The sequence below is a fragment of the Streptomyces sp. CA-210063 genome (assembly GCF_024612015.1).
Classification (GTDB): Bacteria; Actinomycetota; Actinomycetes; order Streptomycetales; family Streptomycetaceae; genus Streptomyces.
Genome location: NZ_CP102512.1, coordinates 5,689,950 through 5,703,753, shown reverse-complemented (window position 1 = coordinate 5,703,753; position 13,804 = coordinate 5,689,950). Strand labels below are relative to the sequence as shown.

Here is a 13,804-nt window from a genome sequence, read left to right as displayed (position 1 = left end):
TGCCTCGTGCCTCGTGTTGTTGTCTGTGGCCGGCTCCGGATCCGGCCGGTGGCCCGGGGGGTTGCCCCGGGGTGCGGCGGTGGGGGACGCCTGGTCGTGGGTGCCGAACGGGTGCTGGGCGAATGTCGAGCGGGTACTGAAGGGGGTGGTTCGTACGGGCTTGGTGGGTGTTGCGTGGGCAAGGGGGTGGCCCCGCCCGGGATCGTGGATCACCTCGCGGACCAGTCTGGCCGACCGGACCGACATCCGTCAGACGTCGGTCTGAACGGTGGAGTTCCTGGATCCGGTCAGGACGACCCCTTCGGGTCCCCAGGAGGCTTTCCACCGGCCGCGAGTTCGAACTCCGCACGGGGATGTTCGAGTGATCCGAGCGAGACGATCTCCCGTTTGAAGAGCCCGGAGAGGGTCCATTCGGCGAGGACGCGGGCCTTGCGGTTGAAGGTCGGCACCCTGCTCAGGTGGTAGACGCGGTGCATGAACCAGGCAGGGTAGCCCTTCAGCTTCCGCCCGTAGACATGGGCGACGCCCTTGTGCAGGCCCAGGGAGGCGACCGAGCCGACGTACTTGTGGGAGTACGTCTGGAGCGGCTCGCCGCGCAGGGAGCGGGCGATGTTGTCGCCGAGGGCACGGGCCTGGCGTACGGCGTGCTGGGCGTTGGGGGCGGTCTCCTTGCCGGGTTCGGCCGTGACGTCGGGGACGGCGGCCGCGTCGCCCGCGGCCCAGGCGTGCGCGACGCCCTCCACGGTCAGTTCGGCGGTGCACTTCAGGCGCCCGCGCTCGTTCAGCGGGAGGTCGGTGGCGGCGAGGACCGGGTGCGGTTTCACACCGGCCGTCCACACGACCGTACGGGTCGGGAAGCGGGCGCCGTCGCTGAGGACGGCGACGCGGTCGGCGCACGACTCCAGGCGGGTGTGGAGGCGTACGTCGATGTTGCGGCGGCGCAGTTCGGTGACCGTGTAGCGGCCCATCTCCTCGCCGACCTCCGGGAGGATGCGGTCGGAGGCTTCCACGAGGATCCACTTCATGTCCTCGGGTTTGACGTTGTGGTAGTAGCGCGCGGTGTAGCGGGCCATGTCCTCCAGCTCGCCGAGCGCCTCCACGCCGGCGTAGCCGCCGCCCACGAAGACGAAGGTCAGGGCGGCGTCGCGGATCGCGGGGTCGCGGGTGGAGGAGGCGATGTCCATCTGTTCGATGACGTGGTTGCGCAGGCCGATGGCCTCTTCGACCGTCTTGAAGCCGATGCCGAAGTCCGCGAGGCCGGGGATCGGCAGGGTGCGGGAGATCGAGCCGGGGGCGAGGACGAGTTCGTCGTACGTCAGCTGCTCGGAGCCCGTGCCCTCCTCCTCGGTGGCGAGGGTGTTGAGGGTCGCGATGCGTTTGGCGTGGTTGATCTCGGTGGCCTCGCCGATGACGACCTTGCACCGGTCGAGGACGCGGCGCAGGGGCACGACGACGTGGCGGGGCGAGATGGAGCCCGCGGCGGCCTCCGGAAGGAAGGGTTGATACGTCATATAGGGGTCGGGGGACACGACGACGATCTCGACGTCACCACGCCCGAGTTCCGGTTTGAGCTGTCGCTGCAGACGCAGCGCTGTGTACAGCCCGACGTATCCGCCGCCGACGATGAGGATGCGCATCGGTTCCTTCACCATCCCATGACGCACCTTGCTCGTTGGTTTGTCCACAGGCCCGGCAATTTGTGTGACCGGTCGCCGTGGGGGCGCGGGGTTGGCCGATTTACCGGCGTGTGAGGCAGATGCGCAGGTCAGATGGTGTGAGCCGGGTGGCAGGAGGGGGCGCAAAGCGGACGTAAACCGCCCGTACTCCGTTCGGGGGGCGCTCCGTGCGGAACGTGCCCCTTCTGAATTGACTCCCTCTCAACTATGTTCGTGTGTCGACGGGGTGTAGGGGGATGCGTTCAAGAGGTTCGGGGCCGGCTCTCCGACGAAGGGAATCGGGGGACCACCGAGGACCTTGGACGCTCGTTCCGCCGCTCCGGCTTTCGATGACGGGGAGAGTCTCCGGGGGGAGACGTCATTACCGGGGGAACACGTATGCATATTCAGGAGTCTCATTGGTCGTCCGCGTCCACCATCGCACCCGGTGGTGCGATCGGCTCGGCGGGCGGCAACGGACGCGGTGACGGAGTGCGTTCCACTCCGCTCCGCGTGGACGCACAGCGCAACCTCGAGCACGTGCTGCGTGCGGCGCGCGAGGTCTTCGGCGAGCTGGGTTACGGCGCGCCGATGGAGGACGTGGCCCGCCGCGCGCGGGTCGGTGTCGGCACGGTGTACCGGCGCTTCCCGAGCAAGGACGTCCTGGTCCGCCGGATAGCCGAGGAGGAGACGTCTCGGCTCACCGAACAGGCCAGGGTGGCGCTCGGGCAGGAGGAGGACCCGTGGCAGGCGCTGTCGCGGTTCCTGCGGACGTCGGTGGCCTCGGGTGCCGGGCGGCTGCTGCCGCCGCAGGTGCTGCGGGTCGGGGTCGCGGAGGACGGGTCCGAGGAGGTCGGCGGGATCGTCGTGGACGAGGCGCGGGTGCCGCAGCAGCGGGTTCAGCCGGGGGCCGAGCTTCGGCTGGTGTCGGCGGATTCCGGTGCGGGTGCCGGGGGCGCCGGTGGCGGGGCCGTGGATGATGCCGGGGCTTCGGCGCTGCTCGAGGTGGTGGGGCAGTTGGTGGAGCGGGCTCGGGCGGCGGGTGAGCTGCGAGCCGGTGTGACCGTGGCGGATGTGTTGTTGGTGATCGCCACGGGGGCGCCTTCCTTGCCGGATGCGGAGCAGCAGGCTGCCGCGTCGGCTCGGTTGCTGGACATCCTGTTGGAGGGGTTGCGGTCTCGGCCTGCCTGATGGTGGGCGGGTGAGGGGTCGTCAGGGGTGGTGTGGGGTGTTTTTTCGCCCCCGCCACCCCTACCCGTTCCCATCCCCAGGGGCGCTGCCCCTTCGACCCCGGATCGCGATCCGGGTGCTGCCGCCCCCGGGCCCCCGCTGGGGATGAAGGGGTGGCTGCCGTGAGTTCGTACGTGGCGGAGCGTCGTGGCTTGTCGCGCAGTTCCCCACGCCCCTTAAGGGGCGAAGCCCCTCTGCATGGCCCCCTCCCATATGCGCATCACTCGTTTGAGTGAACGGCTGTACTGATGTCCGGGGAGGCCCCTCGGACGAGTGGTATGCCCTTGCTGCTAGGGACTGAACAAAAGCCAATATGGCACTCTGACCTGGTGTTCGGGACTGGGTCGGCTGGCGGCGGGGGCTTCCGCGATGGGTGTTGACGGGCGGGACGAGTCGAGGCCGGAGGCGGAGCCTCAGGTGCCCAGCCAAGGGGGGCGTGGGGTTCCGGCGCAGTGGGATCGGTTGGACTTCGGGGTGCTGCCGCCGCCGCGGGGGCCTTCCGATGCCGATCTGATCGAGCGGATGCGGTCGGGGGACGACTCGGCGTACGAGGAGCTGTACCGGCGGCACGCCGAAGCCGTGCGTCGGTATGCGCGGACCTGTTGCCTGGACGCCCACACCGCGGACGATCTGACGGCCGAGGTCTTCGCCCGGATGTTGCAGGCCGTGCGGGGCGGGTCGGGGCCCGAGCACGCCGTACGGGCTTATCTGCTGACGTCTGTGCGGCGGGTCGCCGCCACCTGGACGAGTTCCGCCAAGCGGGAGCACCTGGTCGACGACTTCGCGGTGTTCGCGGCGCAGGCGTCGCGTGGGGCCGAGGTGTCGGACACGACCGCATCCATGAGCTCCCTCGGAGCGGGACTCGATCTCGGGGCGGATGTGCGGGCGATGCACGAGGCCGAGCAGTCGATGGCGATGCGGGCGTTCCGGTCGTTGCCGGAGCGGTGGCAGGCCGTGCTGTGGCACACGGAGGTCGAGGACGAGTCGCCGAGCGAAGTCGCCACGCTCTTCGGGCTGGACGCCAACGGGACGCGGGTGCTGGCCAGTCGGGCACGGGAGGGGCTCAAACAGGCGTATCTACAGGCCCATGTGAGCGCCACGCTCGCGGGGAACTCGGCGGAGTGCGGGCGTTACGCCGACCGGCTCGGCGCGTACGCCCGTGGCAGTCTGCGTACGCGGGCCGAGCGAGGGCTGCGGGCGCATCTGGAGGAGTGTGCGGCGTGCCGGCTGGCCGTCGGGCAGATCAAGGAAGTCGCCGGCGGTATCCCCGCCGTCGTACCGGTCGCGGTCATCGGGTGGTTCGGTGCGGCCGGGTACGCGAAGGTGGCCGCGCTCGTCGCCGGTGGCGCGGGGGCCGGGGCGGCCGGGGCCGCGGGTGCGGCGCCCGCGGCGAGTGGTGGGTCCGGTGGCGCGGGTGCGGGGGGTGGGGCTGCCGCTGAAGAGCTCGGCGCGCCGGCGAAGGTCGGTATCGCGGTGAGTGTGGCCGGGATGGTCGCCGCCGCGGTGGCGCTCGTGCTGGCGGGCGACGACGTGGAGAAGAAGGAACCGTCGGCCAAAGCGCCGTCCTCCCAGCCCGTCGAGGCTTCGCCGGAGCCGGAGCCGTCGGCGCCGCCGGAGGAGGAGCCCGCGCCGGGCGCGCCGCCGGTGGTGGTGGCGATGTCCAAGCCGTTGCCGACGCCGACACCGACACCATCGCCGTCGGTATCACCGGCGCCCTCCGCGAAACCGGCGCCTACACCTACGCCCACTCCGACTCCTTCGCCGACCAAGTCGTCGCCCACACCGACGCCGACGCCCCCTCCCCCGCCTCCACCGGCCGTCCATCAGTGGAACGCGCTGCGGTACGGCGTGCTCGGCGACGGCACCGCGCCCGAGATGCGGTTCGGGGAGAGCAGTTGGGTGTGGCAGCGGTACGGGGTGTCGATCGGTGGGAAGCAGTACGCGAACGGGGTGACCGTGCACGGTCGGTCCTCCGTGACCATCGACCTCAACCGGCGGTGCGGCGCGTACGACGCGCTCGTCGGCGTCGACGACATGACGCACGGCCTCGGCGAGGTCTACTTCTCCGTCTACGGCGACGGGGTCCGGCTGTGGCAGTCCGGGCTGGTGCGGGGTGGGGAGCCGGCGGTTCCGGTCCATGTGGATCTCCGTGGGCGGGAGACGGTACGGCTGGTCGTCGAGCCGCACAGCCACTACGACCTGGTGGCGTTGGCGGACTGGGCGGAGTCCGGGTTCACCTGCGAGTGAGGGCTCGGCGGCGAGGGTCGGCAGTGGTTGGGAGTCAGAGCGGGCGGGGTGATCGCCGCGTGCGCCGGCTGGTTCCGGCGGCTAGGGCTGCCGCCCCCAGGCCCCCGCTGGGGGATGAAGGGGTGGCTGCCGTGAGTTCGTAGGTGCCGGAGCGTCGTGGCTTGTCGCGCAGTTCCCCGCGCCTCTTAAGGGGCACTCCCGTGCGGGGCTAACCCCGTCTCGCCGTCGCCCCCGCTCCCAGTGCGCCTCTCTGCGGCTTGATGCCGGCCGGTACCGCGCGTTGCCTCGCCGGTGTGCCTGTCCAGCAGGTGCCGCGGCGGGAGAGGAGGCGGCGGAGCCAGAGTTCCAGGGAGACCAGGTCGGCCAGGCCGTCCAGGGGGAGGGGTTCGCCCTCGGCCGCCGCGCGGAGGGCCTTGCGGACCACTCGGGCTTCGACCAGACCCGCCTGGGCCAGGAGGGGGGTGTCGAAGAGGGCGATCAGGGTGTCGGCGGCTGCGCGGAGGCCGGTGCGGGCGGCGGCGGCGGAGTTGGCGTGGGAGGGGGCGCCCCAGCCGGGCGGGAGGTCGGTGATGCCGGCGCCCTCCAGGACCGTACGGAGGATGGCGGCGCGGGCGCCCGGCTGGACGCGCAGGGCCTCGGGGAGGGCGCGGCAGGCGCGGACGACCTGGTTGTCGAGGAAGGGGGCGTGGAGGCGTTGGGAGCGGATCTCCGCGGCCTGTTCCAGGATCCTCAGGTCCGTGGCGTGGCGGGCCAGGGCCGCGCGGGCGCGGAAGTCTCCGGGGCGCTGGCCGGGTCCCACGCTCGGGCGGCCGGTCATCGCGCCCAGACGAATCGATACTTCGGCCAGGGCCTCGCCGGTGAGCCAGCGGGCCGCCGGGCCCGGTCTGGCCCAGTTGAGGGCTGCCAGGGAGGCGCCCACCGCGCCTGAGGGTTCCTCGAAGCGGCGTTGCATCAGACGGTCGGCGAGGACTTCCACGCCTGCCCGGTACGGGGTGCGGGCCAGTTTCCGGGCGGCGCCGTACACGCGCGCGGGGACCATCACCGAGCCGTCGGCCCTGGCGAGGGCGGCGACCGGGCGGACCAGGTGGCGGCGTTTGCGGTCCATGAGGAGGTCGGCGAGGCGGGCGGGGTGGGCGTCCAGGACCTGGCGGGCGCCGTAGCCGGTGAAGTGGTCGGCGCTGCCGGAGGCCAGACGGGCGCGGTGCCGGGCGGCCGTCACGAGGGACGGGCCCGGTTCGTCGGTCAGGGGGCCCTCGAGGTCGGCGTACGGGAGTACTTCCTCGCCACCCGTCACGACCACGTGGTGGAGGCGGGGGTTGGCGGCCAAGGTGCCCGCGCGTTCCAGTTCGGCTTCGCGGCCCGAGGTGGCCAGGTCGTTGAAGGTGACGGCGAGGAGGCGTTCGCCGGCGCCCGTGCCGTGGCCGAGGACCGTGCCGGGGGCGCCGGGCAGGCCGGCGGCGAGCAGGGCCAGGGTGCCGGAGGCGGGGCCGCCGGAGAGGTCGGCGCCGATGCCGGGGACGGGCATGCCGCGGGAGGCGCGGCGCTCGGCGGGGCCCATGCCGGGGACCGGGCCGGGGTCGACGTCGGGTACGTGCCGGGGCGCGGACAGGCGGGCCCGTACGGCTTCCACGAGGGCGTCGCGTACGGCGTCGACCGCGCTGGCCGGGTCGGCGGAGGGGGCGGCGACGGCGAGGGACGCGACCGGCTCGTAGCCGGCGATCTCACGGGAACCGGCGCGCAGGATCAGCGCGTGCCCCGGGGGAATGCGGCGCACGCCGTCGTACGGAGTGGAGTCGTGGAGGGCGTCCGGTACGTCGGGGGCGGCCAGCAGGGCAGCCAGGTGCCCGAAGTCGAGGTTGGCCTCGATGAGGTCGGCGAGAGGGAGAGCGGCCGTCGCGTACGCGGTGCCGCCGGCCCAGGGGGTGTAGAAGACCGGGCGCGCGCCCGCGAGGTCGCCGCAGACCGTCAGCCGGCGGCCGACCTGGACGATGGCGGTGTAGCTGCCGGGCCAGGCGGTGAGGTGACGGAGGGCGCCGCCGCGGGCGGCGAACAGGCCCACGCGCAGCTGCTCGTCGGAGGCGCCGCAGATGCCGAGAACGGCGATCTTGGTCTGCGCGTCGGCCTGGACGACGCGCACCTCGTCCGGGCGCCAGTCACCGACGGCCCACAGCGGGTCCGGGTCCCCCCACAGGAGGTGCGAGCCGACCGGATGCACGGTCTCGCCGTCGAGTCCCGTGGCGCCCGCGGACCCGATCACGGGTGCGCCGGCGGCGGTACTGCTCCATCCCACCAACCACCGCATGGACGCCTCCACAGGCTGTGGACAACCAGTGCACCGTACGAACCGGCTCCCATGCTGCCACGAAGGAGGCTTGTCGGAGGGCGTGTGCGATGGCTTGCACACCGGTAAGTGCGCCCCTGGCGAGCCTTGAGCGCTCCCCCGTCAGACCCTCAAGTCGCCCTGGAAGAGGGGTGGTCGACAAAGGTGGACCCCGGGTCTACGACGTGAATGCGCCCCCGGTACGCTCCCCCAGACCACCTAACGCGCCCTGAACAGACGTGGTCGGAGCGGTATTCACCCTCGACGACCACCGTCGATTTTCGGCCAAATCGGGCTCGACGGGCGGAGTGCGCACACCCTCCATACCGCCCCCGATGGCGACTCAGCGTCAACGCACAGTCCGGGAGGCGGAGTTCGCCTCCCGGACCGGTCCGCCGCCCGCGGGGATGTAGGCGGCGGTGTCCCCCAGCCCACTGGATCCAGTACAGCGGGCCGACCCACGCACGACCATGGAACCGCTCCCCCGGTGGCCGGAGAAGAGCGCACGGGCGGGCGCACGGCCACACAGCGGGAGCACGTGACAACACTCCGTACTCTGTCCGCAACTTCGTACGTACCACAATCCCGCCATCCGGATTTGGGCCCCTTAACGCTTGGGATGCGGCGAACTACGCTGGGTTTACGAATGCCGCGTGCCTATGCCGCCGCGGCAGCCGTCTGTTCGAGGGGTGGCGCAATGTCCAGGGAGCAACGCGGGCCGAACGAAAAGCTCGGCGCCGTTCTCGCCCTCGCGGGAATCAGCAACGCAGGACTCGCGCGTCGCGTCAACGACCTTGGCGCTCAACGCGGGTTGACACTTCGCTACGACAAGACCTCGGTGGCGCGGTGGGTCTCCAAGGGCATGGTCCCCCAGGGCGCCGCGCCCCATCTCATCGCGGCCGCGATCGGCCAGAAGCTCGGCCGACCCGTGCCGCTCCACGAGATCGGCCTGGCGGACGCGGATCCCGCCCCCGAAGTGGGCCTCGCCTTCCCCCGTGACGTCGGACAGGCGGTGCGCGCGGCGACGGAGCTGTACCGCCTCGACCTAGCCGGCCGCCGCGCGGGCTCCGGCGGCATCTGGCAGTCCCTCGCCGGATCGTTCGCGGTGAGCGCCTACGCGACACCCGCCTCACGATGGCTGATAACCCCGGCCGACAGTTCGGTGGCGCGCGAGGCGGGCTCCGCGGAGGACTCCGGGTCGCCGCTGAAAGTCGGCCACAGCGATGTGCAGAAGCTGCGGGAGGCCGCCGAGGACGCCAGGCGCTGGGACTCCAAGTACGGGGGCGGCGACTGGCGTTCGTCCATGGTGCCGGAGTGTCTGCGCGTCGAGGCCGCGCCGCTGCTGCTCGGGTCGTACTCCGACGAGGTGGGCCGCGCGCTGTTCGGAGCGTCCGCGGAACTCACCCGCCTCGCCGGCTGGATGGCCTTTGACACGGGTCAGCAGGAGGCCGCGCAGCGGTACTACATCCAGGCGTTGAGGCTCGCGCGGGCCGCGGCCGACGTGCCGCTGGGCGGGTATGTGCTCGCCACGATGTCCCTGCAGGCGACCTACCGAGGGTTCGGCGACGAGGGTGTCGATCTCGCGCAGGCCGCGCTCGAACGCAACCGGGGGCTGGCCACCGCCCGCACGATGAGCTTCTTCCGGCTCGTCGAGGCGAGGGCGCACGCGCGCGCGGGTGACGCGGTGGCCGCCGGGGCGGCCCTGAAGGCCGCCGAGGGGTGGCTGGAGCGGGCCCGTGACGGCGACAACGATCCGACCTGGCTCGGGTTCTACGGCTACGACCGCTTCGCCGCGGACGCCGCGGAGTGCTACCGCGACCTCAAGGCGCCGCGTCAGGTGCGCCGCTTCACCGAGCAGGCGCTGTCGCGGCCGACGGAGGAGTTCGTACGCTCGCACGGGCTGCGGCTCGTCGTGTCGGCGGTCGCGGAGCTGGAGTCGGGCAACCTCGATGCGGCGTGCGAGCAGGGGGTACGGGCGGTGGAGGTCGCGGGGCGCATTTCCTCGGCTCGTACGACCGAGTATGTGAAGGATCTGCTGCATCGGCTCGAGCCGTATGGGGATGAGCCGCGGGTGATCGAGCTGCGGGAGAGGGCACGACCTCTGTTGATGACGCCTGCGTAGGTTTTTGGGCACCTACTCGTCTGCCGGGTTTGTGAGGGTTTTGCGGCTGCGGGTGCATTGTGGTTGATCGCGCCCGCGCGGCGGAGCCGCATATCGATACAGCCCCGCGCCCCTAAGAGGTCGTGACCGGCGTCATGAAGACGTCCCCCGGGTTTGAGGGCATTGTCAGTGGTGCAGTGCACTATCGGAGTCGGGAGGTGGGGCGCGTGCGGAGGCAGGGCGCTTACGACTGTGATGTGCTCGTGGTCGGTGGTGGGATCGTCGGGCTGTCCACCGCGTATGCGATCACGCGGGCGGCGCCGGGCACGCGGGTCACCGTGCTGGAGAAGGAGCCCGGGCCCGCCCGGCATCAGACCGGGCGGAACAGCGGGGTCATCCACAGCGGGATCTACTACCGGCCCGGGTCGCTGAAGGCGCGGTACGCGGTCAAGGGCGCCGCCGAGATGGTCAAGTTCTGCGCCGAGTACGGCATCGACCACGCGGTCACCGGGAAGCTGATCGTCGCCACCGAGAGGTCGGAGCTGCCCCGGCTGCACGCCCTCGTGCAGCGCGGGCGGGAGAACGGGATTCCGGTGCGGGAACTGGGCGCCGCCCAGATCGCCGAGTACGAGCCGGAGGTGCGCGGGCTCGCGGCCATACACGTCGGGACCACCGGGATCTGCGACTTCGTCGGGGTCGCCCGGCAGCTCGCGCGGGCGTCCGGCGCCGAGATCCGCTACGGCGCCGAGGTCGAGCGCATCGACCGGCGGGCCTCGCTGGGGGTCGCCGTACGGATCCGGGGCGGCGATGTCGTACGGGGGCGGGTGCTGGTGAACTGCGCCGGGCTGCACTGCGACGAGGTGGCGCGGCTGACCGGGGACGAGCCCGGGATGCGGATCGTGCCGTTCCGGGGGGAGTACTACGAGCTGGCGCGGCCCGAGCTGGTCCGTGGACTCGTGTATCCGGTGCCCGATCCGGCGTTTCCGTTCCTCGGGGTGCATCTGACGCGGGGCATCGACGGGGGTGTCCACATCGGGCCGAACGCCGTGCCCGCGCTGGCCCGCGAGGGGTACGGGTGGGGGACCGTGCGGGTGCGGGAGCTGGGGGCGACGCTGGCGTGGCCCGGGGCCTGGCGGATAGCTCGGCGGCACTGGCGGTACGGGGCGGGGGAGCTTCGGCGGTCGGTGTCGAAGAAGGCGTTCACCGGGGCGGTGCGGCGGTTGCTGCCGGGGGTCTCTGAAGGGGATCTTGTGCCGGCGGCGGCCGGGGTGCGGGCGCAGGCCGTGCTTCGGGACGGGACGCTGGTGGACGACTTTCTGATTCGGGAGGGGGCGCGGGCGGTGCATGTGCTGAACGCGCCTTCGCCTGCGGCTACCGCTTCGCTGCCGATCGGGCGGGAAGTGGGGAGGCGGGCGCTGGGGGTGTTGGCTCAGGTGTGAGAGGTCGCCCCCGCCGCCCCTACCCGTCCCATCCTGTCCCTGGGGCTGCGCCCCCAGACCCCCCTTCGGCCTGAACGGCCTCGTCCTCAAACGCCGGACGGGCTGGAGATGCCTGAGCCCGGCTGGAAAGCCTCGGGACGTTGCTGGAAAGCCTCGGGACGTTGCTGGGACGGCTGAGGACAGGGCTGAGTCGGCTTGAGGGCAGCGCTCGGTCGGCTTGAGGGCAGGGCTGGGACGGCTTGAGGGTGTTCGAGGCGTCGTAAAATCGACCTCACTGTGTCTGACTCCGCCAATACCCCCGAGACCCGCACCCCCGGTGCCCCCCTTCGGCAGGCCCGGGCCAAGGGTGAGCCTCGGTTTCCCGATGGGCCGAAGGCTGATCCGGCCGGGGCGCACTTCGAGCGGCGGATCAGGAGTTTTCAGCCTCGGCGGAGTCGGGTGACGGCCGGGCAGGCGGACGCGTTGCAGCGGCTCTGGCCCAAGTGGGGGCTCGACATCGATGGGCGGGCGCTCGATCTCGTCGAGCTGTTCGGGAACGAGAAGCCCGTCGTGCTGGAGATCGGCTTCGGGATGGGGGAGGCGACGGCGCGGATGGCCGCCGCCGATCCGGAGACCAATGTGCTGGCCGTGGATGTGCACACACCGGGCCAGGGAAACCTGCTGAATCTCGCGGACCGGGAAGGACTGTCCAACATCCGGGTCGCGAACGGGGACGCGATCATTCTGCTGCGGGAGATGCTCGCGCCCGACTCGCTGGACGGGCTGCGGGTCTACTTCCCCGACCCCTGGCCGAAGAAGCGGCACCACAAGCGGCGGCTGATCCAACCGGAATTCCTCACGCTCGCCGCGTCGCGGCTCAGGCCGGGGGCGATCGTGCACTGTGCGACGGACTGGGAGCCGTACGCCGAGCAGATGCTGGACGTGCTGAGCGCGCATCCGGATTTCGAGAACACCCGGGCCGACGGCGGATTCGCGCCACGTCCCGACTTCCGGCCGCTGACCCGTTTCGAGGGGCAGGGACTGGACAAGGGTCATGTGGTGAACGATCTGCTCTTCCGCCGCGTACAGCAGCGTGAGCAGGAGCGTGAGCAGAAGCAGGACCAGGAGTAGAAGTCCGAACAGCCCCCCACAGGCGCCTGACGAATTGCCCTCACCACCCGGCGGGCCGCACCACGTGCCGTCGCGGGCGGCGCCCATCCCTCGTTAGGGTCAATGCAATGGCCACCAGTCCCCCCTATCCGACGCACCCCGGCGGATCTGCCGGTGGGTATGCGTTCAGGCCCACGCGCTGGTGGCAGCGGAAGAGCGTCCAGTACGGCGCGCTCATCGGTCTGCTCGCGGTCTCCGGGCTCGTCATCCTCGCGCTTGTCCGCGAGCAGACCGGCACGGAGGGGTTTCTTGTCGGGCTGGGGCTCGCGGTGCTGCCCGTGCCGTTGCTCATGTCCGCGTTCCGGTGGCTGGACCGGGTGGAGCCCGGGCCCTGGAAGAACCTGGTGTTCGCGTTCGCGTGGGGGGCGTGTGCGGCGGCGCTGATAGCCATCGTGGCGAACAGCTTCGCGACCCGGTGGATAGCGACCGCTACCGCGGATCCTTCGCATGCCGACGCCTTGGGTGCCACCGTCATAGCGCCCGTGGTGGAGGAGAGCGCCAAGGCCGCGGCCGTCTTACTCGTTTTTCTGTTCAGGAGACGGGACTTCACCGGGATCGTGGACGGGGTGGTGATCGCGGGGGTCACTGCGACCGGGTTCGCGTTCACCGAGAACATTTTGTACCTGGGGACCGCTTTCGGGACGGATCAGCTCAGTGGGGGGAGTGGGCTGGCGTCCGTCACCGCCGCGACCTTCTTCGTGCGGGTGATCATGTCGCCGTTCGCGCATCCCCTGTTCACCGTGTTGACCGGGATCGGGTTCGGGGTCGCGGCGTTCTCCGCGGAGAGGCAGCGGGTGCGGCGGGTGGTCGTGCCGGTGGGTGGGCTGTTGCTCGCCATGGGGATGCACGCGGTGTGGAACGGGTCGGCGACGTTCGGGGAGTACGGGTTCTTCGCGGTGTACGCGGCGTTCATGGTGCCGGCGTTCGGGCTGCTGACGTGGTTGGTGATCTGGGCGCGGCAGCGGGAGTTGCGGAAGGTGCGGGAGGAGTTGCCGGCGTATGCGGCCGCCGGGTGGCTCACGCCGCCGGAGCCGTATGTGCTGGGGTCGATGCGGGCTCGGCGGGTGGCGCGGGAGTATGCGGCGCATCACTTCGGGAAGGCGGGGGCTCGGTCGGTCACGGAGTATGAGGCGTACGCGACGAAGTTGGCGTTTCTGCGGTATCGGGGGCGGCGGGGGCGGGGCGGGGGTGACTTCGTCCTGCGGGAGCGGGAGTTGCTGTTCGAGCTGTGGCGGAGGCGGGAGTTGGCTCGGCCGGCCATGGGGTATGCGGGGCGGGAGGTTGGGCCCCGGGGGTGGTCGGGGTACGGGTACGGCACGTTTGGGTCGGCGGCGTATCCGCAATCGGCGGTTTATGGGGTGCCGACGTATCCCGTGTACAACCCGTATCGGTATTAGGGGAACGCCGGCCGGGTGGGGTGGGGTGTGCTTCTGGTGGGTGGGGCGGGAGCGCCTGGGTCCGGTGGGTGGGGCGGGCGCCTGGGTCCGGTGGGTGGGGCGGGCGCCTGGGTCCGGTGGGTGGGGCGGGCGCCTGGGTCCGGTGGGTGGGGCGGGGGCGCGCCGGGGGGTATCCGTCCTCGGAACGGCGCGGAATCGGTCGCCTGGGAAGTCCAACCTGTTGACGCGCCAACCGCTGCGGGCGGACACCCCCCGACACGCCCCCT

Annotated in this window: 8 protein-coding genes; 6 read left to right on the top strand and 2 right to left on the bottom strand. The window is 71.5% G+C overall.

Annotation, left to right across the window (positions count from 1 at the left end):
* Positions 1–287: 287 nt before the first annotated feature.
* Entirely contained in the window at positions 288–1,652 is a 1,365-nt protein-coding gene (locus JIX56_RS24835; RefSeq protein WP_257543663.1) for an NAD(P)/FAD-dependent oxidoreductase, read from the bottom strand.
* Positions 1,653–2,054: 402 nt separating this feature from the next.
* Between JIX56_RS24835 and JIX56_RS24830 the strand changes: the two genes are divergently transcribed.
* The gene (locus JIX56_RS24830) at positions 2,055–2,846 is read left to right on the top strand and encodes a TetR/AcrR family transcriptional regulator (protein WP_257543661.1); all 792 of its coding nucleotides are present in this window, start codon (positions 2,055–2,057) and stop codon (positions 2,844–2,846) included.
* 408 nt (positions 2,847–3,254) lie between these two features.
* The gene (locus JIX56_RS24825; RefSeq protein ID WP_443031876.1) at positions 3,255–5,132 is read left to right on the top strand and encodes a sigma-70 family RNA polymerase sigma factor; all 1,878 of its coding nucleotides are present in this window, start codon (positions 3,255–3,257) and stop codon (positions 5,130–5,132) included.
* Positions 5,133–5,340: 208 nt separating this feature from the next.
* Here JIX56_RS24825 and JIX56_RS24820 read toward each other — a convergent pair whose 3' ends face one another.
* A complete protein-coding gene (locus tag JIX56_RS24820; protein WP_257543659.1) occupies positions 5,341–7,434 on the bottom strand; it encodes an asparagine synthase-related protein in 2,094 nt (697 codons plus the stop codon).
* A 715-nt stretch (positions 7,435–8,149) separates the two neighbouring features.
* Between JIX56_RS24820 and JIX56_RS24815 the strand changes: the two genes are divergently transcribed.
* The 4 genes from JIX56_RS24815 (at position 8,150) to JIX56_RS24800 (ending at position 13,538) form a co-directional block, all read left to right on the top strand.
* Positions 8,150–9,574 carry an MFS transporter gene (locus JIX56_RS24815; protein WP_257543657.1) on the top strand — a complete coding sequence of 475 codons (1,425 nt, stop codon included), beginning with the start codon at positions 8,150–8,152 and terminating at the stop codon, positions 9,572–9,574.
* 206 nt (positions 9,575–9,780) lie between these two features.
* A complete protein-coding gene (gene lhgO, locus JIX56_RS24810; protein ID WP_257543655.1) occupies positions 9,781–10,992 on the top strand; it encodes an L-2-hydroxyglutarate oxidase in 1,212 nt (403 codons plus the stop codon).
* A 276-nt stretch (positions 10,993–11,268) separates the two neighbouring features.
* Positions 11,269–12,102, top strand: coding sequence for a tRNA (guanosine(46)-N7)-methyltransferase TrmB (gene trmB / locus JIX56_RS24805; RefSeq protein WP_257543653.1), 834 nt, complete (start codon positions 11,269–11,271; stop codon positions 12,100–12,102).
* Positions 12,103–12,209: 107 nt separating this feature from the next.
* The gene (locus JIX56_RS24800; protein ID WP_257543652.1) at positions 12,210–13,538 is read left to right on the top strand and encodes a PrsW family intramembrane metalloprotease; all 1,329 of its coding nucleotides are present in this window, start codon (positions 12,210–12,212) and stop codon (positions 13,536–13,538) included.
* Positions 13,539–13,804 lie beyond the last annotated feature (266 nt).

Coding starts and splice junctions, on each gene's coding strand:
- JIX56_RS24830 (WP_257543661.1), top strand. CDS start 2,055: ATGCATATTCAGGAGTCTCATTGGTCGTCCGCGTCCACCATCGCACCC.
- JIX56_RS24820 (WP_257543659.1), bottom strand. CDS start 7,434: ATGCGGTGGTTGGTGGGATGGAGCAGTACCGCCGCCGGCGCACCCGTG.
- JIX56_RS24825 (WP_443031876.1), top strand. CDS start 3,255: ATGGGTGTTGACGGGCGGGACGAGTCGAGGCCGGAGGCGGAGCCTCAG.
- JIX56_RS24835 (WP_257543663.1), bottom strand. CDS start 1,652: ATGGTGAAGGAACCGATGCGCATCCTCATCGTCGGCGGCGGATACGTC.
- JIX56_RS24800 (WP_257543652.1), top strand. CDS start 12,210: ATGGCCACCAGTCCCCCCTATCCGACGCACCCCGGCGGATCTGCCGGT.
- JIX56_RS24815 (WP_257543657.1), top strand. CDS start 8,150: ATGTCCAGGGAGCAACGCGGGCCGAACGAAAAGCTCGGCGCCGTTCTC.